Origin of the sequence: Baia soyae, from assembly GCF_004341445.1 — a bacterium.
GTDB classification, from domain to species: Bacteria; Bacillota; Bacilli; order Thermoactinomycetales; family Thermoactinomycetaceae; genus Baia; species Baia soyae.
The window spans coordinates 1-24,370 of sequence record NZ_SLXV01000013.1; the positions used below are offsets into that span (position 1 = coordinate 1).

The following is a 24,370-nucleotide window of genomic DNA, read 5'->3' on the forward strand; positions in this document are numbered from 1 at the left end:
GATGGAGAAACCATCGCCATAAACGATATTTGAGTCAATTCACACAAAAACCTCTTCTAAACTTGTTGTTCAGAAGAGGTTTGTCTGCAGTCTGACGCTTCCAGACGGCAATCTGGAAGCGTTTTTTCTCGAGGAGACACATCATCGTTTAAGCTAACACCGTACATACTTGCGTTTGAAGCCAATCCGTCCTTTGTCGATTTCTTTTTGAATTCGTTCGGAAACAAGTGAGAGGCTACTCTTTTTCGTGCCTTTCATGATTTCGACTGAGCCTATGTTCTGAGCGATTTCGATCGCTTTATCATGAAGGGGTATATAGGAAAGGCCTACTGTATAGACAAAGTTATTCATCGAAATTTTGGTTCGATCAGGTGAGTGGTGGATCGTCATGTCTACCTGCTCAAGCATATCCGCTATTTTACTTGTACTAAATTCACGGTCGGGGCGATTCCCTAAAAGCCAGCAGTAGCAACTCCAGCCTGCTGACATCCTTAGTTCGTCACCGCTATTGATCCATTTATCGGCAACGGCTTGCGCAATATCTGCTTCTGATAATGTTACTGCCACGACGAAGTCAGATAGCATGTAGAAATATGCCCCGTCCATCCAGCGTTCAAAATGTTCTTCTGTCATGATCATAGGGTCTGCAATGACACCTGCAAAATACATCGCATCGTAGTTTCCGGTGGCGTATAATTGGTCCGCCAAAGGTTGATTTTTCTTGATTTTCTTTGCAAGTGGCTTCATTTCGCCTGTCGTTACACCAAAAAGAGGCTCGTGTGCTCCATTGCTTATGTATATTTTTTTCATTCGTTCCTTGCTGAGTGCTTCTAGCTCCTGCATTACCATTTCAAAATCCATCGTTTTGCACTTCCCTTCCTCATCATTGTTCCCCTTTCTAGGGCCATTACTATTTTTCCTTTCTCTTTTTTTAGCGATTTTGCTGGGTTTCTTTTCTTTGAAAACGGTTGCTTTCCCATTTACTTCTTGATACAATTTTTTTGGTCTTATACATAGCTATAAACTGGCTTAGATGTATCTTCTAGGCACATTTGTTACATAAACTGGAGGTAATACGGATGGAAAAAACATTTATTATGGTGAAACCAGACGGCGTACAACGCGGTTTAGTGGGCGAAATCGTAGCTCGTTTTGAGAAGAAAGGCTACCAACTTGTTGGAGCAAAATTGATGCATGTATCCCGTGACCTAGCGGAAGCACATTATGCAGAACATAAAGAGCGCCCATTCTTTGGTGAGCTTGTAGATTTCATCACATCTAGCCCTGTGTTTGCTATGGTTTGGGCGGGTGAAGGCGTGATTGGTACAGCTCGTCATATGATGGGTAAAACGAATCCAAAAGAAGCAGATCTTGGTACGATTCGCGGTGATTTCGGAGTAAGTGTTGGCATGAATATCGTTCATGGTTCTGATTCTGCTGAGAGTGCTGAGCGTGAATTAAGCCTATGGTTTAAGGAAGAAGAAGTTACAAGCTATGCAAAAACGTTAAATCGCTGGGTGTAGGGCGATGGTAAGAAAAAAAGCTCGGGTTGACCGGGCTTTTTTCTTTTGAGAGGATATAGAGAGAACGTGATAGAGAACGGGGGCATTTACCAGATGTCGTTTCAGTCATATAAAGATCAGAAACGAGTGATTGAATTTTTACAAACGGCCATCAGACAAGATCGTGTTGCCCACGGGTACTTGTTTTATGGTCCCAAAGGTACATATAAAAGGGAAATTGCCCTCGAGTTCGCTAAGGCAATTAATTGCGAGAAGAGTCAGCTAGATCCATGTGATGAGTGCCCTACTTGTAAGCAAATTGAATCAGGGAATCATCCGGATGTACTCGTGATTGAGCCAGATGGTAACATGATAAAGATGGAGCAGATTAAACAGTTGCAACATCGTTTTCGATATCAATCTGCACAAGGGATGACACGTGTCGTTATTTTGGATTCGGCTGATCAGATGAGAATTGAGACCGCGAACACGTTGTTAAAATTCTTAGAAGAGCCGACTTCTCCCATGCTGGCGATTTTAATAACGGAGCAAGAGAAGAGTATCGTGCAGACGGTTCGCTCTCGGTGTCAGTCAGTCCGCTTCGTGGAGCCGACTTGGTTGGAGCAAGCCAAGATGTGGCAAGCTCACGGGATTCAGCCGCCTATGAATTACGTACTAGCACAGTGCTCCCAAAAATTCGAGCAGTTAGAAATGGATTCGGAGGAGTTGGAACGAATCTTTCGTCACGTGATCGATTGGTCTCAGTTGTTAGTAAATAAGCAATCCACCGCTATCGTTACGATTCAAGAGCCATGGTTCCAAGAATTGATTCAGAAAAAGCAAGTGACGCTGATTCTAGATTTTCTTATGATATGGCTTCGTTATGTCTCGAGAAGTGCGATCGGGATGGCGGATGAGAATATGGCTGGCTTTGCAGAGCAGGGTAGTAGCCAGGCAAAAAGAACGACTCAATCTGCATGTGCGAAGCTGATCGAGCAGGTTATGATTACGAGGAAATTAGTAGCTAGACCTGAGCTAAGTAACCAGTCATTAATCGAGCAATTCGTTATCCGGATACAAAAAGATGCTCCTAGTGATTGGACGAAACTGGGCTATAATTAAGCCATTTTGAGAGGAAATGAATATAGATGAGATACCTAACAGCAGGAGAATCACATGGTCCGCAACTTACATTAATTATAGATGGTGTGCCGAGCCAAGTTCCCTTTTCAAAAGAGCAGATTGACCATCAGCTACATCGCAGGCAAAAAGGACATGGCCGTGGTCGTCGAATGCAGATTGAGCGAGATGAAATTCAAATCATGAGTGGGGTTCGCTTTGGTAAGACGACGGGAGCACCGATTGCTTTAGTGATAGAAAATAAGGATTATACGCATTGGCAAAAGGTGATGAATCCATTTCCGATGCAGGAAGAAGCAGATAAGAGAAAGCTAACGCGTCCACGTCCGGGACATGCAGATTTAAATGGAGCGATAAAATATGACCATCGTGATTTGCGAGATGTTTTAGAGCGTTCGAGTGCAAGAGAAACAGCGGCTAGAGTAGCGGCTGGTGCTTTCGCACGGCAGATTCTAGCATTATGTGGGATCGAAATTGCAGGACATGTCTTGCAGATTGGTGGAGTGAAAGCGAAGCGAATCTTAGATGTTCCGTTATCTGAGTTCGTCACGCAAGCTGAAGAATCGCCTGTGCGTTGCTTAGATCCAGAGGCAGAACAGGCCATGATGAAAGAGATTGATGATGCGAAAGCAGAAGGGGATTCGATTGGTGGCATCGTGGAAGTGATTGTAGAGGGGATGCCGATCGGTCTGGGAAGTCATACCCAATGGGATCGTAAACTGGATGCGAAAATTGCTCAAGCGATCGTGAGTATCAATGCGTTTAAAGGTGTGGAGTTTGGAATCGGTTTTGAGGCGGCTAATTTACGCGGTTCACAAGTTCATGATGAGATTATCTGGTCGAAAGAGCGTGGATTTACTCGTGCTACCAATCGTCTAGGTGGCTTCGAAGGTGGTATGACGACAGGCGAAGAGATTATCGTACGTGGGGTGATGAAACCAATTCCTACATTGTACAAGCCGTTAATGAGTGTTGATATCGATACAAAAGAGGAATTTGCAGCAAGTATTGAAAGATCGGACTCCTGTGCAGTTCCTGCGGCTAGTGTCGTAGCGGAAGCTGTAGTCGCTTGGGAAGTGGCCCAAGCATTACTTGAAAAATTCCCTGCTGATACAGTGGAAGAGTTAGTCGCTCAGGTCCAGCGCTACCGGGAACATACGAGAAATTTTTAATGGGAGTGTGAGCAAATGAGAAAGCTAGAGGTCTCGTTACCTGAACAGTCCTATTCCATCTTGATTGGTTCAGGATTATTAGCTAAGCTGCCCAATCTATTAGAGATGCAAGGTGTTCAAAAACAAGATCGCTTATTTCTCATCACAGACGATCAGGTGGCTATTCACTATTTGGAGCCAGTTCGGAGAAGCCTCTCTGAATCTGGCTTCTCTATCGATTTTGCAATCGTCCCTCATGGTGAACAATCGAAATGTGTAGCAACCTATGAATCTTTGATTGGGAAATTGATAGAAGCCGGATGCAACCGTAAAAGCGTCATCCTAGCGTTAGGCGGCGGAGTTATTGGAGACCTCGCTGGATTTGTAGCGGCTACATACATGCGTGGGATTCGTTTTTTTCAGTTGCCTACTACCTTACTCGCACATGATAGTAGTGTGGGTGGGAAGGTAGCGATTAATCACATACTCGGTAAAAACATCATGGGTGCCTTTTATCAGCCTAAAGGTGTGATTTATGATGTTGATACCCTACAAACGCTGTCAACACGAGAGCTTCAATCAGGATTTGCTGAAGTGATCAAACATGGATTAATCTGGGATCACTCCTTTGTCGATTGGTTATTTCAAAACAAAGAAGAGTTGCTAAGCCGTAATTCTCTCTACCTAACAGAAGCGATCGAAAGAGCATGTGCGGTCAAAGTAGCTGTCGTCAGCCAAGACGAAACAGAACAAGGTATCCGTGCCATCTTAAACTATGGGCACACCATCGGTCATGCCATCGAAGGAACAACTTCCTACAGCGCCTACACTCACGGAGAAGCAATCTCGATCGGCATGGTCGGATCAGCGTGGATGAGCGAAAAAATCCACTCTTCCAGCCAAGGCTTAACCAAGATGACCGAAGAGTTATTAACCCACTTTGGTCTACCTGTCAAGCTACGTACACCTTTATCAGAAGATAAGCTGATGGACTACCTACGTCGAGACAAGAAACACACTTCTACCGGATTTATCTTTATCCTATCACCCATATACGGACAAGTCCGAATCAACGAGCACGTCCCCGAGGGGTTGATCCGTCAAGCATTACATAGGATAGGGGCTTGTTAATAATTTAAGCTCATTCTTTCTTCTGTGAAAATTTCGACCCTTCCACCTTCAACTATTGTAAAATAAAAAGAAAGGGAGGAATAAATCCATGATCAAATCCAAAAAATCCATTCACGGCCTACCTGTCTATCAACCAGGAAAGCCCCTAGAAGAAGTAAGGCGAGAACTCGGACTCGAACGCATCATCAAATTAGCTAGTAACGAGAATCCATTCGGATCATCCAAGGCAGTTTGGAAAGCAATCGAACAAGGGAAAGATTCGCTCCAACTTTACCCCGAAGGGTCTGCCCCTGATTTACGTGAAAAAGTAGCCGAACACCTTGAAGTAGACCCACGACGTCTCATCTTTGGAAATGGATCTGATGAAATTGTTCAAATGATTGCCAGTACATACCTAGAACCAGATACAGAGGCAGTGATGGCAGATCTGACGTTTCCTCGTTATGAAACGGTAACCAAGATAGAAGGAGCTATACCGATTCAAGTCCCTTTGAAAGAAGGCACTCATGACCTTGAAGGAATGCTTGCAGTGATCACCGAAAAAACGAGAGTGGTTTGGATTTGCAATCCTAATAACCCTACGGGTACGATAGTGGGTCGCGAGGAGCTTGAATCCTTCTTAGACCAAGTTCCTGATCATGTCTTAACCGTGCTGGATGAGGCATACGCTGAGTATGTGACCGATTCTAGCTATCCAGACTCTTTATCGTTACTCGACTATAATCCCAATATTGTCGTGTTACGCACCTTCTCTAAGATTTACGGCTTGGCGGCGCTACGGGTTGGATTTGGGGTTGCGCATCCGGATGTGGTAACCGAGTTGAATCGGGTCAGGGATCCATTTAATCTAAATCGTTTGGCTCAATTAGCAGCAAGTGCAGCCGTGGAAGACCAAACGTTTGTTTTCTACTGCCGAAATCAAAATGAGAGTGGACGTAAGCAGATCACGGGACGCTTGGACCAATTAGGCTTATTCCATTATCCTTCACACGGAAACTTTATCCTATTTGATACCGGTTTCCCGGCCAACGATGTATTTCAATTCCTGCTTCACCGCGGCGTGATTACCCGTTCTGGAGAAGGACTCGGATTCCCTACCTTCCTTCGTGTTACCATTGGTAGTAAAGACGAAAATGAAGCTTTTTTGAAAGAACTTGAATCCTTTTTAGAAGAACATAAATGTTAGAAATTACTTGCATTTCAGATAATATATAGGTTATATTGAATGTATAGTATGGTTTCTCTCCACTCCTATCCTAATATTGCTATGGTAGAACCGATTAAGCGGTTCTTTTTTTTGGTTTGTCCACATAGTGTGGGATGAGGAGGGTTGTCTATGGGCGGACGAATTTGGCATTTTTCATTGGAATTCTTCTTTGTTCTCATCTGTATTTTCATCTTAAAAACATGGGTATTTCCCTTTTTTATCTCAATTTGGTTTCCCATTAGCGATATGACGGAGCTTCTTCATGAATGGACGTTACTCATGGTTGGAGTGATTACCTTATTCGCTTATGTAGGTCTAGGCTCTACTGCTAAATGGAGCTATCACCTTAACTGGAAGGTGTCGAGTGCTTTATTCTGTTTCTATCATCTGCCTCTTTTTGTCCTACCATGGACATGGTCCCAGCAAATGCAATCGGATTGGACCTATCTAGTAGGGGAGTTGTTTGTCCTATTTGGCTTTCGAGAGTGGGATTCACCGTTCTCTATTTTCATTGTCTCTTGGGTGGCTTTCTTGTTTGGTAGATGGATGAAGATAAAAGAAAAGGATGAACAAGGAGGAAGGCTTGTTTCTAGGCATAAAGTATTCGTTCAAAAATGATGGGATGGATCGAGTACAGAGTAAAAAGATTGTCATTCTCTCTTTTTTTTGTCACAATGGACAAAGATCTCTAAAGAGGAGAATGAACATGAGCCAAGAGGCTGACTTAACCCTTCATGTCCGCTATCAGCGAGATAAGTGGAATGAACGCCATCAGGCAACTCCTTTTTCACTGTCAGCAGAAGCGCATGTGGAATTGATTGATAAACTAAAAATCTCTGAACATGAAATTCGTCAAGTATATCTCCCGATTGCGTCCCGCTTTGTGGAGCTATATCATCATTTACAACAAGCTCCACGTACTGCGAACATCCCGCTCATTATTGGAGTGGCAGGTAGTGTTGCAGGTGGAAAGAGTACCATTGCCCAGATTTTTCACACGCTATTCGAAGATTCGCTGGGCAGAGATTCTGTGACGATCGTATCAACAGATAGCTTTTTATATCCGATGAAAATCATGACTGAGAAAGATATATTACATAGAAAAGGCTTTCCTGAGAGTTATGATATGGAAGGCTTTGTTCGCCTTCTCTATGAATGTAAATCGGGTTTTTCGAACTTTAAAGTTCCTATTTACTCGCATGATACGTATGATATATTGCCAGACGAAACCCTTACATTCACAAGGCCCAAAATGGTGATTGTAGAAGGGTTAAATGTGTTGCAAGTCGTTCCCGTTCAATTGGATCTGCTGAAGCGAACCTCATGGATTGCTGCTGATTTTCTGGATATTTCAATCTATGTGGATGCAGAAGAAGAAAATCAAATTATTTGGTATCTAGAGCGAGTCAAACGGCTCTGGAAGGAAGCTCGAACCAATCCGCATTCCTACTACCATCAATTTACCTCTCTAAGCGAAGAGGAGCTATTAAACCGAGCAACCAATGTATGGAATGAGATCAACCACGTAAACCTACATAACTATATCTTACCTTCACGCGAACGAGCCGATGTCATTCTACATAAAAATGGGGACCACTCTGTTACCGATATATATGTACAGAGGAAATTACGGATTTGAATACGATGTCTAACTTAACACCCTTTCGTCCAAACTATCATTTAATAGGGACGAAAGGGTGTCGTAGTAAGATGAGAATAGCAGAATGGCTTACTTATGCAGGAATTGATCAATTAAAACAATTACATCGGTACTATGGATGTGAACAAACGGATCAACACTCGAAACATGAGTTAATCTGTAGCTTACTACGTCAAATCAGTAAAAAAAGTTATATCCACAATTTGCTGGAAGGGTGCTCTACGACTGAATTACGGTTTATTGAGTTAATTACGCTAGATCCAAGCCCGGCCTACACGATGGAAGAGCTTCTCGCAAAGGGTCGTGCGGCTTTATGTGGAGAAGAAGGGACCCCTCGCTCATTTGTCGTAGCGGCTTTAAAAAAGGGCTGGTTGTTTCCAGGCTATTCTCACCAAACGCAGTATCTCTATCATATGCCTAGCGATACGAGAGAGCAGATTCAACAAGCATTTGTTCAGTCGTATATTCCTTTTCAGCAATCGAATTCTCCCAGTTGTTATCGTGATGAAGAAAATCAGATGGTATATGATTTACAACGTTTCTTGCAATATTTACAGCAAGATATCGTAAAATTGACGCAGGATCAAGCGATTTATCGTCAGCAATGTAAGCAGTTACTCCAAACGTTTGCGATTCCAGAAGAGCCTATTAAAAGCGGAGGACCGAGATTTGGTTTTGGGCGAATGTATCATCTATACCCGAATCGCTTCTCACTTCTTTATGATTATGCATACTATGAAAAATACATCTTAGAAGAAGAACAAGGATATCTGGGTGTTACTTCAGTAGGATCTGAAAGGTGTAGTCATCTAGGAGTACAGGAAGGAAAACAGCTCTATCGATTCTGGATTCGCCTCTACCGTCGTCCGATTCCTCAGCTACCTATTATTTTAAGGTGGATTGGCCTGCTCTCCTACCCGAATTGGATCTCTGTTTCTGCTATTTATCAAGCAGTCTCCCCTTGGCTAAAGCCATTCTATTATGAAACAGAGAAATCATTATTCCAAAAAATCATGGAGATGTTGGTTCATTTGGGGGTTGGGAAGTGGGGAGAGGAGAACCAGGAAGCTTATTTTACTCTTACGTCTAATGGGATTAGGTGGATGCATGGCGTTTCTGCATTTGGCGAACAGACAATTGAAGAAGGGTTTATTCAGCCGCCGAAGTAGGAAAATGGATTCTTTAACTCGAATGTAATAGTTATAGGTGTAATAGGATAGATACAAAGAGCTACATCTTTGTCAGAGATCGACTCATTCACCCATCCATGCAAGGGGGAAGGCAGATGAGCAACAGTGTTACCGTTTCAGAGAAGAAACAGTTTATCAACTGGTTTTTGAATCGGTATGAGTTACAAAAAAAAGAGGCGGCTTGGCTGCTCAGTTACCTGTCCTCAGATGAACAACTATTAAAACGAGTCCATTTCGTTGATCACGTAGAAAATCTACCTAAAGCGATTCTCATGTCTACGAAATGTGTCAAGAAGCCATCTTTTCAGTTTAAGAAGAAAAAGCGGTTAGGTACAGACGTAGAAAGTGCCTATTTTGACATCAAGTCTTTTCCAAAAGAAGATATTTATATTGGCTTGTACTTTAAAGATTGTGCATCGTGTCCAGAGTTTGCTGCTGTATTGGAGGTAAATCCGTTGGAGAAACAGGATCTCGCACAAGATCAGCTACTAAGTCTGTTCGCGGAGATGTTTCTGGACCATACGATGAAGGAATTTCATAAAAAAGAGTTATATGTCCAGATTGATCAATCGCTAGAAGATCGAGATGAAGAAAGATTTGCTATCCTAACAGCGGAACTAAGAAAATTAGAGAAAGACATGATATAATGCTCAGCAGAAGCTGGGCTTTTTTTGTTTGAGATAAGAAGGATGTGGACATGATGAAACTATATACAGTAGAGGATCAGGAGTGGCAACAAGTAGCTCCTTTTGTAGATACGTTGATCTTACCTGTAGCCAGCTGTTTTATGGAGCACAAACAGTTACCTTTTCAAAGCTTTCATCGGTTAGAGCGTGTAGCAGAACGCGTGGAACAAGGTTTACAAGGGAGGGTGTTTTTGCTACCTACCATTGTAGATTATGGAATGGCTCCTGAGTTATTTCGTTCAGTGATTCACAACACGGTTCAGTCACTGCAAAAATCTGGCTTTACTCACCTAGTTGTGTTGACAGATGAAAAACATACATATCTGGAGAATGATGAAAGCGCAGATTTACCTGTGTTTTCTACGATTACAAGAATTGTGTCATGTGGATCTGGGGATGATACATGGGAGCTAGAAAAGCATGTGCGAGAGACGACGGAAGCAATTGTACAAAATTGGCAGAACTCATATTGAAAACTTGTTATGTTTCTCACATGAGTTTTCTTGATTTTTCAGATGCCATTCGCTATTATTGGAGATGTCCTAGTAAAAGAATAAGTCCTAGCATGTGTAAAAGGTTCCGTTTCCCGTGTTTTAACGGTTCATGCCGTGTAGAAGGAGGTCGGACTTGTCGTGAGTAAAAAAGTTTCCCGCCGCCAATTTTTAACGTATACGTTGGGTGGGACGGCTGGTTTCCTTGGAATGGGCATGCTTTTCCCTATGATCCGTTTTGCAGCAGATCCTATGCTGAAAAAGGGAGGAAAGGGAGCATTCGTCAAAACGAACTACAAGGAGGATCAAATTACTGAAACTCCTCTATCAGTTGATTTTCGTGTAGATGTAAAAGACGGATGGTATGTTCCAGAAGGTGGGGAGCCCCGTACAGCTTGGGTTATGAAAAGCGAAGGAAAAATCTTAGCGCTTTCACCTGTTTGTAAGCATTTGGGTTGTACAGTAGGTTGGGAGAGTAACCCACAATTCAAGGGTGAATTTTTCTGCCCTTGTCATTTTGGTCGTTATTTTAAAAATGGAACAAACGTTCCTGGTACGCCACCAACTAAACCACTTGATCAATACGAAACCAAAATTGAGGCTGGGCATTTGTGGATTGGCCCAATCAAGAAAGCTTAAATACTCGATCACGAGGGGGTGTCGCGTTTATGTTGCGCGCGGTCTACAAGTGGGTGGATGAACGACTCGATGTCACGCCGATCTGGCGAGATGTTGCGGATCATGAAGTACCGGAACATGTGAATCCAGCACACCATTTCTCCGCATTTATTTATTGTTTTGGTGGACTGACTTTTTTCGTTGTTATGATTCAAATCCTTTCAGGGATGTTTCTTGCAATGTATTATGTTCCGGATATCATTAACGCCCACGCAAGTGTTAAGTATCTACAAACTGAGGTTGCCATGGGGACGATTGTTCGTGGTATGCACCACTGGGGTGCAAGTGTCGCGATCGTAATGCTATTCTTACATACGTTACGTGTATTCTTCACTGGCTCCTACAAAAATCCACGTGAATTTAACTGGATCGTTGGAGTATTAATTTTCTTTATGATGTTAGGCCTTGGATTTACCGGATACCTATTACCTTGGGATAATAAAGCTTACTTTGCAACCAAAGTAGGGATACAGATTGCAGAATCGGTTCCATTTATAGGTAGCTATCTTGCTACATTCTTGCAAGGTGGCGATATGGTAGGTGCAACCACGATACCTCGATTCTATGCACTTCATGTGTTCTTTTTACCAGCAGGGTTGCTAGGTTTACTAGCTACTCACTTTATCTTAATACGCCGTCAGGGCATCTCAGGCCCGTTATAAGCCGTATACGTGAGGAGGGATCCACTTGGCACACAATCAAGACGGAAACCAGAAGCAAGTCCACTATGTGGGAGACTCGCGTGTAAGGGTGAATTCGAAAGAGATGCTCCCCCCAGATTACTCTCAGTTTCCTGGCAAGACAGAACAGTTTTTTCCTGACTTCTTGCTAAAAGAGTGGATGGTCGCAGCGGTTTTCCTAGTAGGTTTTATGACTTTGGTTATGGCTGAGTCGCCACCGTTGGGTGATATTGCAGACCCTACGAATACTGGTTTCTTGCCTGTACCAGACTGGTATTTCTTATTCTTGTATCAGTTATTGAAATATAAATGGGCAGCGGGTCCATTCATATCGATTGGTATTATCGTCGTACCAGGGCTATTATTTGGCGGTTTGATGCTAGCTCCATTTTTGGATACCAGCAAAGAACGTCGTCCATTAAAGCGCCCTGCTACCACGTGGATCGCAATCCTTTCACTTCTCGGAGTGATTGGTTTAACATGGGCTGCGGAAGCAGAGCATGTGATCCAAGTTACATCTTCTGCCGGTACCCCTGCGAAAGATAAAAAGATTGTCGCAGAACAAGACAAAGGCTACGAGCTTTATAAAAAGAATGCTTGTATCAAATGTCACGGTGACAAACTGCAAGGGGTCCAAGGTCCTCCACTTCTTGGTGTAGGGGATCGTTTAAAAGGCGAGGATGAAAAATTGACTCGTAAGGAAATCGAGCACGTGATCGATAATGGTCGTGGTGCGATGCCAGCAGGTATGTTCCAAGGTTCCGAAGCCGATAAACAAGTTCTTCTTGACTGGCTCATGAAACAAAAGCAAAAATAAATGAATGGATCTAAAAAACCTGGTTGCCTTTCGGTGACTAGGTTTTTTCCGGATCATAAGGAGAATGAAGGATGACTCCTACGGTGAGCTATATTCGAAGTGTCATAATGGAGCGATGGTTTTTACTTTCTCTCTTCGTGATTAATTTAATTGGTACTATCTATGGCTACTACTGGTATAAAGAGCAATTGGCGATGACAAAATGGTATCAAATTCCGTTTGTACCAGATAGCCCAACGGCTAGTTTGTTTTTCACAGTGGTTCTATTCTTATATCTGATCAAAAAAAGAAGTCCTCTCATCGAGGCCCTAGCGTGTGTCACTCTTTTTAAATACGGAATTTGGGCGGTTGTCATGATTTTCTGGGGAGCGGCTGTGGCACCGATTCCTTGGACCGAGTCTCTTACATGGCAACATTGGATGTTAATCGGTTCACATCTGGGGATGGCGTTGCAAGGAGCTCTCTATTTTCCATATTACACCTTCCAAAAAAGAGATATCTTGATTACAGCTACTTGGACATTGATCAATGACTATTTTGATTACCAGTTTGATTTACATCCATGGGTTGTAACAGAGCTAGATCGCTATATGCCGTCTATTGCGTTTTTTACGGTGGTATTAGGACTGACAAGTATTTTCCTAGCGGCGATCTTTATGATGATTCCGAGTAAGGTTCGATTATGGAAATATGAAACGTTATATCAAAAATAGTGAGTATTTTTCCCCTCTTAGACATGTGAGTCGGACAACCTGAATAAGGTAGTAGTACGAGTATGTTAGCAGGAGGGGACCCTGTTGTGGATTCGACTTTGCCTGATATTTGTCATGTTAAATGGATTCTTTTTTTGGAATATATCGAATGTATGGGCTGAAGATACGTTATCGGCAGAAAGTTCAAAGGAGCAAGAGTGGCTACAATTGGCGCTTCAGACACAGAAACAGATTGGCCAACAAAATCTAATGGATGCTAAATCGACTGTTACGAAACTGGCTATCTCCTTTTCGAAAACGAATTTTCAGGTGAAAAAGTATTCACTGGGCGTAATTTCAGCCCTATCTAATACGATTTTAGAGATGGACGAGCAATTGAATCAGGTGTTGGTAGATCCAGAGGGATTAACGGCACGAGCGAGGAAGTTAGTGTACTCATTTGATGTTCTCATTCACACCAACCAGCCCTTATGGCATAATGCAGAGCCGGAGTTACAACGGTCTGTTAGCGGGATCAAACAATCGAACCAAGAGCAGAAGCAAGAAGATCTTCAGGGAGCGGTTCGTCAATTTCAAAAAAGCTTTGATCTGGTACGTCCAGCTATTTTGATCTCAAAAAGTCCAGCTATTTTACAAAAAATAGATTCTATGCTTGCTTTCCTCTATAAAAACAAGAATTTTTCGGAAAATGAGACGATTATTCAACTTCTTGAACAGCTCATTCCGAAAATTTTTCACGGAAGTGATCAAGATGTGATGAAACTGCTAAGACCCACAGTACAAATGCCGATGCCTATGCTTATTATCTGGCTGCTGAGTACCATTTTAATAGTATTAAGTTATTTTCTGTGGAAGAAATACGAGGGGACGAAAGCAGGAACAACATAGCAAAAAGCACTCATTCATAAATAGAAATGAGTGCTTTTTGCTTATTTTTTTGCTTTTTTAACATTCTTTTCTACTTCTTCTGGAGTCTCATACGAGAATCCTTCTCCATAAACATCACGAACGTCATGTATGGCCATAAAAGCGTATGGATCTGCGTTGTGAACGATTTGCTTTAGTTTCGGGATTTGATTGGGTGCGAGGACGATGTAAATAACGTTTTTCTCTGTCCCGGTGTATCCTCCTTTTCCCTGTAGGAACGTGACACCGCGACCCATTTTCTGAGTAATCTCATCAGCCAATAAAACGGCTGCGTTGGAGATGATAGTTGCCGCTTTCGATGCGTTTAACCCCTCTACGACAAAATCAATCACACGCGCCCCGACGAATACGACGATTAAGGTATACATGGCTTTATCCAAACCGATGATTTTGCTAGAGATAAGGATGACAAAAAAGTCAAAGATAAACATTGTTTTCCCCATGCTCCAACCGAAGTACTTGTTCATAAGGCGGGCGATAATGTCCGCTCCACCTGTGGTTCCTCCAACCCGGAAAATGAGGCCCAGTCCGATTCCGACTAATACTCCGGTATAGAGAGAGGCTAGCAGTACGTCTTGACGGGAGCTTCCTAGCCCCGCTGTCCATTCGATAAAGAGGGAGAAGGAAATGGTTCCGATTAAGGTGTAAAATAATGTTTGTTTTCCAAATACCCTATATCCAACAAAAAAGAGGGGAATGTTTAATGCCAAGATGATCCATCCGGGCGATAAGCCAAATTGGTAATTGGCTAACAAAGCAATCCCTGTAAAACCGCCTTCGGCTAATTGGTTAGGAATCGCGAAGTAGTTGATTCCGACAGCCGCAATAAAGGCTCCAATTAAGATGGAGAGAATATTGCGGATGTGCATGTAAATTTGTTTCTTCATAGTAGCTCGCTCCGTTTAACAGAAATGGTGAACCAAATTCTGTTTAGTGTAGTATACCCCGATATAATATCAAAAATCCGAGAGGGTTTCTCAATTAATTTAGTAACTTTATATCTTAGGCATGATAAGGTAACATGGGAAGGTCAGGAGGTATTTCGATGTCAGAAAAAAAACCGAAAACATTTCACGATATTCAGCGTGAAGTGGATGAATATATTGGTCAATTTAAGGAAGGTTACTTCGGACCTCTATCTATGCTTGCTCGCATGACCGAAGAAGTGGGTGAGTTGGCGAGGGAAGTAAACCACCAATTTGGAGAAAAACCAAAAAAGAAGACGGAAGAAGATAATTCCATTCAAAATGAGTTGGGCGATCTTATTTTTATCATCGCTTGTTTTGCTAATTCCCTTGACATTAGTCTACAAGAGGCATTTGATGGAGTAATGAACAAATACAACACGCGTGACAAAGATCGATGGACACGAAAAGAGAATGAAGAAGAGAGATAAGAGAAAGAGGAGTAGGACACCATGAGTATTCGTATTATCATCGCTGGAGCTTCCGGCAAGATGGGGCAAGAAGCGGTAAAATTGATTCAACGTATAGCAGATTTTCAATTAGTAGGTGCGGTTTCACGCTCTGAAGAAGGGAAAGATGTAGGAGAGATGATCGGGATTGGGTCACTTGGGGTCTCTTTTCATCGTTCTGTTGCTACAGTTCTAGATGAAGTGGAAGCAGATGTTTTAATCGATTTTACTTCTCCCGAATGTGTGAAAGATCATATGGAGTTGTGCTTGCAAGCAGGGGTTCGTCCTGTAGTAGGGACAACTGGCCTCAGCGAAGAAGAAATTGATCAGCTTCAGAAAGACTTTGCGGAGAAGAAACTAGGAGCTTTAATTATCCCTAACTTCGCGATTGGGGCTGTTTTGATGATGGTGTTTGCGGCAAAAGCGGCCAAATATCTTCCCCATGTGGAGATTATTGAATCGCATCATGATAATAAACTAGATGCTCCATCAGGCACATCCCTTAAAACAGCGGAATTGATTGCAGAAGCGCGTAAAGAGGTGAAGCAGGGTCATCCTTCTGAGCAGGAAGTATGGGAAGGGGCGCGCGGCGCATACTATAGCGGTTTCCGTATCCATAGTGTCCGTCTACCAGGGCTTGTGGCTCACCAAGAAGTTCTCTTCGGTGGAGATGGGCAATTATTAACGATTCGGCATGACTCATTAAATAGAGAATCGTTTATGCCTGGAGTGGATCTCTCAGTTCGAAAAGTGATGAATTTAGATCATCTTGTGTATGGATTGGAAGAAATTTTAGATATGTAATTGTAGCATATCGAAGGTGGAGAACTAGATGAATATTGCACTCATCTCACATGATGCATTAAAAAAGAAGATGGTTAACTTTGCCATTGCGTATGAACCGTTACTTCTTTCGCATCGTTTATATGCAACCGGTACAACTGGAACTATGATTATGGAAGCGACGCAGCTTGAAGTGCATCGTTTTTTATCAGGTCCATTAGGGGGCGATCAGCAGATTGGAGCGCTTGTGGCCGAGCAGAATATCGATTTGATCATTTTCTTTCGAGATCCGCTCACCTCCCAGCCTCATGAACCCGATATCTTAGCTTTGTTGCGATTAGCAGATGTTCATGACATTCCCGTAGGAACGAATTTAGCGACGGCAGAAATTCTGATTCGTTCTCTCGATCAAGAGGGATTTATTAAAAGAGATCATTCACAAAACGATTAGAGAGAAGGGGATTTAGTTGGAAGAGCTTCAAACTGTAGACTTATTGGCTTTTGGTGCTCATCCCGATGATGTGGAGATTGGTGCATCCGGGATTCTAGCCAAACATTCTTTGGCAGGGAAACGCGTGGCGATTTGTAGCTTAACAGAGGCAGAACTTTCTTCAAATGGTACGGTTGAATTACGTAAAGAGGAAGCGAAGAAGGCAGGAGAGGCTTTGGGTTTAGTTGGACATTATAATCTCCAATTACCAGATCGGGGCCTGACGGGATCGCCAGAGCAATTAATGAAGATGGTCCAAGTGATCAGAGAGTGCCGTCCTTCTGTCATACTAGCTCCTTACTTTGAAGATCGTCACCCAGATCATGTAGCTTGTAGCAAATTGGTTAATGAAGCGATTTTTAACGCAGGCCTTAAAAATGTTCAAACTCCTGACAATAAGCCACATCATCGCATACAACAGCTGTATTACTATTTTCTCAATGACATCGCCAAAGCAGATATCATTGTTGATATTAGTGACGTATATGAGAAAAAAATGGACTCTATCCTAGCTTATCGCAGTCAGTTTCAACGAGCAGAAGGACAAGTTGAGACTCCTATTAACGGCCCATCTTTCTTGTCGATGATTCAAGGACGGGACCAGATGTGGGGACAGATGATTGGCGTACAATATGGCGAAGGTTTAGTAAGCCCACGACCTATAAATCAGACATTATTAGTGTAGGTGTATGTAAGTTAGCAAATAGGATAGGGGTGCAACTTATGAAAATCGGTATCACATGTTACCCCACACATGGAGGCTCTGGAGTGGTGGCGACGGAGTTGGGAAAATTACTGGCGGATCGTGGTCATCAAGTCCACTTTATCAGCTATGATATGCCCTTTCGCTTAGGTGGGTTTCACCAAAACATATATTATCATCCAGTAGAAGCCAATCAATATTCTCTGTTTAAATATCCTCCGTATGACTTGGCTTTAGCTAGTCGAATGGCACAGGTTGCCCAAACATACAAGTTGGACTTGCTTCATGTGCATTATGCGGTTCCTCACGCGATTGCGGCTGTTTTAGCAAAGCAGATGGTAGGCGATCACCTAAAAATCGTCACAACCCTTCATGGCACAGACATCACGGTATTAGGTGAAGATCCAGTCCTAAAAGACGTGATCAAGTTTGGCATAACCCAGAGTGACCGAGTGACGGCGGTATCAGATAGCCTAGCAGAACAGACGATTGATATCTTTCAAGTAGAGACTCCAATTGAGCGGATCTATAACTTTGTGGATCAACGTGTGTACTATCCAAGGGACGTGACAGGAGCTTGTGAGAAGTATACTCCTTGTAGCGATGAAAAAACGTTGTTACATATTTCTAACTTCCGCCCTGTGAAACGGACAGAAGACGTAATTCGAATCTTTGCTCAAGTACATGAGAAAGTCCCAACAAAATTGCTACTTGTGGGTGAAGGACCCGACTCTATCCCTATTCGCAAGATGGTGCAAAGTCTCGGATTAGAAAAGAAAGTCGCCTTCTTAGGTAAACAAGACGATGTGGCACAAATCCACTCTTTAGCCGATCTGTTACTTCTCCCATCTGAAAAAGAAAGCTTCGGTTTAGTGGCACTAGAGGCCATGGCTTGCGGAGTTCCAACAATCGGATCAAACGCAGGTGGACTGCCTGAAGTGGTAGAACATGGTGTAACAGGCTTCCTTTCACATATCGGTGACGTCGATTCGATGGCCAGCAATGCGATCAAACTATTAACAGAGCCTTCCTTATATGATCAATTTGTAGAAGCGGGTATGGAAAGAGTGCAAAAACACTTCTCCGGAGAAGCGGTTGTCGAGTTATATGAGAGTTTGTATCGTGAGGTACTAGAGGAACGTTAAAGGTGGTGAACACATGGATCCTAGGCGAAAAGCCGCTCATGCAGTCATTCAGATGCTAAATGAATCAGGCTATGAAGCATACTTAGTTGGAGGATGCGTGCGCGATCTACTACTGGATCGAGTTCCAAACGATTATGATATTGCCACTTCAGCAACCCCATCTGAAGTTCAAAACTTGTTTGCTCGTTCTGTTGCTACAGGAATTGAACATGGGACCATAACGGTGCTATGGGACCAAGAAACAGTAGAAGTAACAACCTTTCGAACAGAAGGGGTTTATGAAGACCATCGTCGCCCAAGTGGAGTCCAGTTTGTACGATCCTTACGAGATGATTTACAGCGGAGAGACTTTACCATAAATGCGATGGCGATGGATTTAGATGAAAATTTATATGACTATTTTGATGGACAGACTGACTTAGCCAGTGGGATGATTCGCGCGGTTGGGACTGCGGCGGAGCGCTTTCAAGAAGATGCTTTGCGTATGATTCGAGCTGCGCGATTTGCGGCTCAGTTTTCCTTTTCGATTGATCCACTTACTAAAGAAGCGATGGGGCGTTGTAAGCAGGATGTACAGTACCTGTCTGTCGAACGAATTATGACCGAGATGGATAAGATTTTGGGAAGCCCAACCCCCCACATCGGTTTTCAAGTGTTTCTACATACTGAGCTTTTTCATCACATGCCTCCTTTTACTCGATGGCAATGGAATCAGGAGAGAGTAAGAGAACGGCTTACCCATATTCCAATCAACTGCCAGCGTGCAGGGAAATGGGTTTGGTTCCTTCTCGCATTCGGCACGACTGCGGACTCCTTGGAAAGCAGAGCTCGTGAGTGTAAATGTTCCAAAAAAGATTCCCAGCTATTCCGGTCTATTATGGAGATATTGGCACAATGGGAGAAAGTAAAAATGCCTGACGAGAAATGGATGAAGCAAATCTTGCTCTGTTATGGAATGGAACCCGTTGTAGAAAGCTACTACATCAGGCAAGCACTAACCAACGAAACGGGCCTTGAGATGAAGGAATTACGAGACTGGTGGGAAGAAATGCCGGTTAGAAAAGTGACCGATCTATCCATTCAAGGAAATGAACTCATTTCATCCATCGGGAAAAAACCGGGTCCATGGGTAAAAGGGGTCTTGTCAGAGTTATGTCGCTTGGTTGCATTGGGAGAGATTGCAAATCAAAAAGAAATTTTGTTGAAAGTAGGGGGCCAAATTGCCACAAAGTATTCGTGATGAAATCTTGGCCGTATTATTGGACCGCCAGCCTAATTATCTATCAGGGGAAGAGTTGAGTCATAAAGTTGGAGTAAGTAGGGCGGCTATCTGGAAGCACATGGAGGAACTGCGGGCTGGAGGATATGAGATTGAAGCGAAACCGCGCAGTGGCTATCGTCTGGTATACAGGCCTGATCGAGTGGCTCCGGAAGAAATCTATTCCCATCTACAAACCAAACGGTTTGGTCGTGAAATTCAATATCAAAACCATACTCCATCCACCCAAATCATCGCACACCAATGGGCCAAGGAAGACGCACCAGAGGGGGCTGTCGTGATTGCAGATGAGCAGGGTGATGGCAAAGGTCGTCTAGGACGTGTATGGCATTCTCCCCCTCGTACAGGGATCTGGATGAGCCTGATTTTACGTCCGCCCATTGCTTTGCAAAGTGCATCCCATCTCACGATTTTAACGTCTGTTGGGATTAAACGTGGAATCGAAAGAGTAACTGGCTTGGACATACAAATTAAATGGCCGAATGATTTGCTAATCGTTGGGAAGAAAGTTTGTGGGGTATTAACGGAGATTCGGGGAGAGCAAGATTGCATTCACTATGCCATCATCGGGATCGGGATGAATGTGAATACAAAAAAACAAGATTTCCCTAAAGAGATTTTGGATATCGCCACATCGTTAACCATCGAATTAGGTGGAGATATCCACCGTGCCACGTTAATTGCGGCTGTTTTAGAGGAACTGGAAGAGTGTTACGAGCGATATCTACAGGAGGGCTTTCAGACTATCCAACAAGAGTGGGAGTCAAGCGCCTATAAGATGAATCAAATGATTACCGTGCGAACACCTCAGGGGAATCATACGGGTATTCTCAAGGGTTTATATGACACGGGTGCACTAAAGTTGCAAGTGGATCAAGGAACCATAGCGATTTATTCTGCAGAAATCGATATAGAAAAATATTGAGGGGATAGCCAATGAAGAAAGTAACGATTCGTACACTTGCCAAGATGAAACGTGAACAAACTCCGATTGCGATGATTACCGCTTACGATTATCCGAGTGCTATGTTGGTAGAAGAGGCCGGGGCAGATGTGATCTTAGTGGGGGATTCACTGGGAATGGTGGTTCTCGGTTATGATTCCACGATTCCGGTAACGCTTGCGGATATGATTCATCATACGAAAGCAGTAACTCGCGGGGCGAAGCGAGCCATGGTGATTGCAGATCTCCCGTTCTTGGTGGCTCACTTATCTCGTGATGAGGTATTAAAAGCGGCGGGCAGGCTGATGCAAGAAGCAAATGCATATGGGGTTAAGTTAGAAGGTGGCAGTGAAATAATCGACCAGATGCAAGCTTTGGTGCAAGCTGGGGTTCCTGTGATGGCTCATCTCGGCCTACAGCCACAATCGGTAAATAAATTAGGTGGCTACCTTATACAAGGAAAAGATCCATCCTCCGCCTTGCATTTAATCGAAGAGGCCAAAAAAGTGGAGGCGGCTGGCGCATTTGCTCTCGTGCTTGAATGTGTTCCTGAAGAATTAGCAAGGCAGATTCGAGATGAGATTTCGATTCCTGTGATTGGGATTGGTGCAGGGCGATATTGTGATGGTCAAGTTCTTGTCTTTCATGATGTGTTGCAAATAGGTGGTGGAGATTTTCAGCCTTCGTTTGTGAAAAGGTACGCTGATGTGGGCGAGTTGATCAAACAAGGGATTCGCTCTTACGTTGAAGAGGTGAAAGGGCAACAATTCCCGGCTGAGAAACACGTATCCCATCTGTCTCCTGAGACGGAACAACATCTCTATGGCGGTGGCCAGAAGGAGAAGGAAGGCATATTATGAAAGTGATCACAACAAAATCCGAACTAAGATCTTCCTTGCAATCGTCACGCACAGATCGTAAAAGGATTGGATTTGTACCAACTATGGGGTATCTACATGAGGGTCACATAAGTTTAGTAAAACAAGCTAAACTAGAGTGTGATATAGTAGTGATGTCGATTTTTGTTAACCCACTACAATTTGGACCAAATGAAGATCTGAATCGTTATCCCCGTGATTTTGAACGGGATTGTGAGTTAGCAAAAAAAGCAGGCGTTGACTATTTATTTCATCCTGATGTATCAGAGATGTACCCGAGTCAATCGTTAACCTATGTGCGAGTTGGCCAGATTACAGAAAAGCTATGCGGTGCCTCTAGACCAGGTCATTTTGATGGTGTGGCTACTGTAGTAACGAAACTATTTCAGATTGTGCAACCAGACCGAGCGTATTTTGGGTTAAAAGATGCCCAACAAGTAGCTGTCATCGAGCAGATGGTACTAGATCTTGATATCCCGGTAACCATTGTTCCTTGCGAGATTGTTAGAGAATCAGATGGACTAGCATTAAGTTCGCGCAATGTGTTTTTAACTCCCGAACAACATCAACAGGCATTGATTTTGTCGAAAAGCCTTCAGATGGCAAAAGATAAATTAGCTTCTCATTTGTTTGAAAGTACTGATCAAGTGAGTCAATTTGTGATCCAGCAGATTCAAACACAATCTCTGGCTGAGATAGACTATGTTGATACTCTGCAGTATCCATCACTTGAGAGCCCGAATTCTCTTACAGATGACCTACTCATCGCAGTTGCAGTACGTTTCGGCTCTACACGCCTGATTGATAATGTACTGGTCCGTCATAACAACAAGGAGTGTTAATCCCATGTTTCGTACGATGATGAAATCAAAAATACATCGTGCTATCGTAACAGAAGCGAATTTGAACTATGTAGGTAGTATCACCATTGATGAGGATATCATGGATCGAGTCGATATTTTGGCTAATGAGAAAGTGCAAATCGTCAATAATAATAACGGTGCCCGTCTCGAAACGTATGCCATTCCAGGTGAGCGTGGTAGCGGAGTGCTATGTTTAAATGGTGCAGCTGCTCGCCTTGTGCAACCAGGTGATACCGTGATTGTCATTGCTTATGCATTAATGGATGATGCTACTTCTCGAACTTATCGGCCGAAGATTGCTATCATGGATGAAGGCAATCAGATTTCACAGATGCTTGGTGAAGAAATTCATGGTGTCATTATCTAAATTGAATAAGAAACCAATATAAAAACTCCCTAATTTCTCGTTTAGGGGGTTTTTATATTGGTTTCTGAATACATTTCCTTCATAAGGAGATACTCCAAACATCAAGCATGAATGAGCGGAGGAGATTTTATGTTTCAGCCCCAATGGATCGAAATCGTGGAACAGACGTTAAAAGAGATTGAAGCAAATTATCCGGATAGCCCTTTAAAAGACCGCCAAAAATGGAAAGGTCGTTTTCGTCAATTAAAAAAATCGTGTGATCAGCTATTGGAATCATGGTCTGCTATTGAGGAGAGAGTGGCCCAATTGATTCATGAGCATCCAGAGCTGATGAATGATGAAAAAGAGGTAGAAGAAGAGTTTTGGATTCATGAATCAGTGGTCCGTCAGTTTCGACAAGGTCAAGGATACTTTAATCTTACTATGTTTCATGAGGCCAAAGATTTGTTCCATCAAGTTGTTCATCAAGAGCCTGATTTTTTATTGGGACGTATTTATTTAGGATTATCACAGTTCCATGCGGGTGAACTAGAAGAGTCTGCCAATCATTTTCATCTCGTGATTCGCACGACGACACAAGATGTATTTGTGGGATTTGCCACACATATGCTGGGATGTATAGAAGTGAAACAAGGGAATGATACGCAGGCCATCAAGCATTTTCGCAAGGTGATTAGCATCATCCCAGATCACAGTGATAGCTGGTTTAACTTAGGTACTTGTTATTATCGAATGGGCGAATATCATGAAGCGATTCCTCATTTTTATCATGCTTTAAATATAAATGAGCACGACTGGGAATCGATGCATTATTTATCCAATTGTTATAGGCACTATCGTGAATGGGGAAGCGTTAATTTCTGGCGAATGGCTTCTTATGAGAAAACGCATCATCCGATTGTGATGATTTCCATAGCCCATGACTATGAAGAAATGGGTGAACATGATAAAGCGATCGAATGGTACCGGAAATTAATCTCCAATCAAGAGCATCGATTTATGGCTTATCATGGAATTGCTTGGAATTTCTGGGCGAAACATGATGCTGACTCTTCTTTGTTGTGGTTAAAGAAAGGTCTTACACTCGATCCTAAAAATCCGAACTTGTTATTTACGTTTGCATGGATCTCCTTTTTACAAGGACAAGATGATAAAGTAGAAAAAGTTTTATCCCATATCCCGATGGAAGCACAGCAACAGCCCAATTGGATTGCCATGCGCTCCCGTCTTTCTACCAAAGCAGGAAAGACACCAGAAGCCATTCAAATCGCCGAAGAAATGATTGAACAAGAGCAATCTTCTTCTCAAGCGATGGGGCATTACCAAAAAGGGAGAGCTTTATTAGAGATGGGACAGGTTACAGAAGCGATTGAGCAGTTTCAGGAGGCGCATTCCCGTTTGAAAAACTGGAGAGATCCGATCTTTTATCAAGGAATATGTCACTTAATTGAAGGACGTTCCGATTTGATGCAACAATGCTGGAAGGAAATTTGCTTGTCATCCTAATCATAGATGGAGGTAATAGATCGTGC

Annotated in this window: 28 protein-coding genes; 26 read left to right on the forward strand and 2 right to left on the reverse strand. The window is 43.0% G+C overall.

What is annotated here, in order from left to right; translation table 11 throughout:
- Nucleotides 1-153 precede the first annotated feature (153 nt).
- Nucleotides 154-861, reverse strand: coding sequence for a DNA alkylation repair protein (locus tag EDD57_RS05745; protein ID WP_131848527.1), 708 nt, complete (start codon nt 859-861; stop codon nt 154-156).
- Between the two features lie 218 nt (nt 862-1,079).
- Here EDD57_RS05745 and ndk point away from each other — a divergent pair, with 218 nt between their 5' ends.
- From ndk to EDD57_RS05820, 15 genes are all read left to right on the forward strand, one after another.
- A complete protein-coding gene (gene ndk / locus EDD57_RS05750; protein ID WP_131848528.1) occupies nt 1,080-1,523 on the forward strand; it encodes a nucleoside-diphosphate kinase in 444 nt (147 codons plus the stop codon).
- 93 nt (nt 1,524-1,616) lie between these two features.
- Entirely contained in the window at nt 1,617-2,624 is a 1,008-nt protein-coding gene (holB, locus tag EDD57_RS05755; protein WP_131848529.1) for a DNA polymerase III subunit delta', read from the forward strand.
- 26 nt (nt 2,625-2,650) lie between these two features.
- Complete coding sequence (aroC, locus tag EDD57_RS05760; RefSeq protein ID WP_131848530.1) at nt 2,651-3,814, forward strand: chorismate synthase; 1,164 nt, start codon at nt 2,651-2,653, stop codon at nt 3,812-3,814.
- Between the two features lie 15 nt (nt 3,815-3,829).
- Nucleotides 3,830-4,924, forward strand: coding sequence for a 3-dehydroquinate synthase (aroB, locus tag EDD57_RS05765; RefSeq protein WP_131848531.1), 1,095 nt, complete (start codon nt 3,830-3,832; stop codon nt 4,922-4,924).
- Nucleotides 4,925-5,012: 88 nt separating this feature from the next.
- A complete protein-coding gene (gene hisC, locus EDD57_RS05770) occupies nt 5,013-6,110 on the forward strand; it encodes a histidinol-phosphate transaminase (protein WP_341539663.1) in 1,098 nt (365 codons plus the stop codon).
- Nucleotides 6,111-6,260: 150 nt separating this feature from the next.
- Complete coding sequence (locus EDD57_RS05775; protein ID WP_131848532.1) at nt 6,261-6,749, forward strand: hypothetical protein; 489 nt, start codon at nt 6,261-6,263, stop codon at nt 6,747-6,749.
- A gap of 88 nt (nt 6,750-6,837) precedes the next feature.
- The gene (gene coaA, locus EDD57_RS05780; protein ID WP_165873684.1) at nt 6,838-7,770 is read left to right on the forward strand and encodes a type I pantothenate kinase; all 933 of its coding nucleotides are present in this window, start codon (nt 6,838-6,840) and stop codon (nt 7,768-7,770) included.
- Complete coding sequence (locus tag EDD57_RS05785; protein ID WP_131848534.1) at nt 7,767-8,960, forward strand: hypothetical protein; 1,194 nt, start codon at nt 7,767-7,769, stop codon at nt 8,958-8,960. The genes coaA and EDD57_RS05785 overlap by 4 nt, the downstream gene beginning before the upstream one ends.
- 116 nt (nt 8,961-9,076) lie before the next feature.
- Nucleotides 9,077-9,628, forward strand: a complete 552-nt coding sequence (locus EDD57_RS05790) for a ReoY family proteolytic degradation factor (RefSeq protein ID WP_131848535.1) — start codon at nt 9,077-9,079, stop codon at nt 9,626-9,628.
- Between the two features lie 50 nt (nt 9,629-9,678).
- Complete coding sequence (locus EDD57_RS05795) at nt 9,679-10,140, forward strand: DUF2487 family protein (RefSeq protein WP_131848536.1); 462 nt, start codon at nt 9,679-9,681, stop codon at nt 10,138-10,140.
- 159 nt (nt 10,141-10,299) lie between these two features.
- Nucleotides 10,300-10,797: a QcrA and Rieske domain-containing protein gene (locus tag EDD57_RS05800; protein ID WP_243649457.1), complete on the forward strand. Its 498-nt coding sequence runs from the start codon at nt 10,300-10,302 to the stop codon at nt 10,795-10,797.
- Between the two features lie 29 nt (nt 10,798-10,826).
- Nucleotides 10,827-11,498: a menaquinol-cytochrome c reductase cytochrome b subunit gene (qcrB, locus tag EDD57_RS05805; protein ID WP_131848537.1), complete on the forward strand. Its 672-nt coding sequence runs from the start codon at nt 10,827-10,829 to the stop codon at nt 11,496-11,498.
- A gap of 25 nt (nt 11,499-11,523) precedes the next feature.
- Nucleotides 11,524-12,333, forward strand: coding sequence for a menaquinol-cytochrome c reductase cytochrome b/c subunit (locus EDD57_RS05810; RefSeq protein ID WP_243649458.1), 810 nt, complete (start codon nt 11,524-11,526; stop codon nt 12,331-12,333).
- A 71-nt stretch (nt 12,334-12,404) separates the two neighbouring features.
- Nucleotides 12,405-13,046, forward strand: a complete 642-nt coding sequence (locus EDD57_RS05815; protein ID WP_131848538.1) for a DUF1405 domain-containing protein — start codon at nt 12,405-12,407, stop codon at nt 13,044-13,046.
- 84 nt (nt 13,047-13,130) lie between these two features.
- Entirely contained in the window at nt 13,131-13,934 is an 804-nt protein-coding gene (locus EDD57_RS05820; RefSeq protein ID WP_131848539.1) for a sporulation protein YpjB, read from the forward strand.
- 41 nt (nt 13,935-13,975) lie between these two features.
- Here EDD57_RS05820 and EDD57_RS05825 read toward each other — a convergent pair whose 3' ends face one another.
- Nucleotides 13,976-14,860 (reverse strand): YitT family protein, encoded by an 885-nt coding sequence (locus EDD57_RS05825; protein WP_131848540.1) that lies wholly within the window; start codon nt 14,858-14,860, stop codon nt 13,976-13,978.
- Nucleotides 14,861-15,018: 158 nt separating this feature from the next.
- On the opposite strand from EDD57_RS05825, the gene EDD57_RS05830 reads away from it, so the two are divergent.
- From EDD57_RS05830 to EDD57_RS05880, 11 genes are all read left to right on the forward strand, one after another.
- Nucleotides 15,019-15,369 carry a nucleotide pyrophosphohydrolase gene (locus EDD57_RS05830; protein ID WP_131848541.1) on the forward strand — a complete coding sequence of 117 codons (351 nt, stop codon included), beginning with the start codon at nt 15,019-15,021 and terminating at the stop codon, nt 15,367-15,369.
- A gap of 21 nt (nt 15,370-15,390) precedes the next feature.
- A complete protein-coding gene (gene dapB, locus EDD57_RS05835; RefSeq protein WP_131848542.1) occupies nt 15,391-16,191 on the forward strand; it encodes a 4-hydroxy-tetrahydrodipicolinate reductase in 801 nt (266 codons plus the stop codon).
- A gap of 28 nt (nt 16,192-16,219) precedes the next feature.
- Entirely contained in the window at nt 16,220-16,621 is a 402-nt protein-coding gene (locus EDD57_RS05840) for a methylglyoxal synthase (protein WP_131848543.1), read from the forward strand.
- Nucleotides 16,622-16,637: 16 nt separating this feature from the next.
- Nucleotides 16,638-17,345, forward strand: coding sequence for a bacillithiol biosynthesis deacetylase BshB1 (gene bshB1, locus EDD57_RS05845; RefSeq protein WP_131848544.1), 708 nt, complete (start codon nt 16,638-16,640; stop codon nt 17,343-17,345).
- Nucleotides 17,346-17,383: 38 nt separating this feature from the next.
- Nucleotides 17,384-18,508, forward strand: coding sequence for an N-acetyl-alpha-D-glucosaminyl L-malate synthase BshA (gene bshA / locus EDD57_RS05850; RefSeq protein WP_131848545.1), 1,125 nt, complete (start codon nt 17,384-17,386; stop codon nt 18,506-18,508).
- A gap of 13 nt (nt 18,509-18,521) precedes the next feature.
- Nucleotides 18,522-19,748 carry a CCA tRNA nucleotidyltransferase gene (locus EDD57_RS05855; RefSeq protein WP_131848546.1) on the forward strand — a complete coding sequence of 409 codons (1,227 nt, stop codon included), beginning with the start codon at nt 18,522-18,524 and terminating at the stop codon, nt 19,746-19,748.
- Nucleotides 19,729-20,712 (forward strand): biotin--[acetyl-CoA-carboxylase] ligase, encoded by a 984-nt coding sequence (locus EDD57_RS05860; RefSeq protein WP_131848547.1) that lies wholly within the window; start codon nt 19,729-19,731, stop codon nt 20,710-20,712. Before EDD57_RS05855 ends, EDD57_RS05860 begins: the two co-directional genes overlap by 20 nt.
- A gap of 11 nt (nt 20,713-20,723) precedes the next feature.
- Entirely contained in the window at nt 20,724-21,590 is an 867-nt protein-coding gene (gene panB, locus EDD57_RS05865; RefSeq protein ID WP_131848548.1) for a 3-methyl-2-oxobutanoate hydroxymethyltransferase, read from the forward strand.
- On the forward strand, nt 21,587-22,450 hold the full coding sequence (gene panC, locus EDD57_RS05870) for a pantoate--beta-alanine ligase (RefSeq protein WP_131848549.1): 864 nt from the start codon (nt 21,587-21,589) through the stop codon (nt 22,448-22,450). Before panB ends, panC begins: the two co-directional genes overlap by 4 nt.
- Nucleotides 22,451-22,454: 4 nt before the next feature.
- Nucleotides 22,455-22,838, forward strand: a complete 384-nt coding sequence (gene panD / locus EDD57_RS05875; protein WP_131848550.1) for an aspartate 1-decarboxylase — start codon at nt 22,455-22,457, stop codon at nt 22,836-22,838.
- 129 nt (nt 22,839-22,967) lie between these two features.
- Complete coding sequence (locus tag EDD57_RS05880; protein ID WP_165873685.1) at nt 22,968-24,344, forward strand: tetratricopeptide repeat protein; 1,377 nt, start codon at nt 22,968-22,970, stop codon at nt 24,342-24,344.
- Nucleotides 24,345-24,370: the final 26 nt, after the last annotated feature.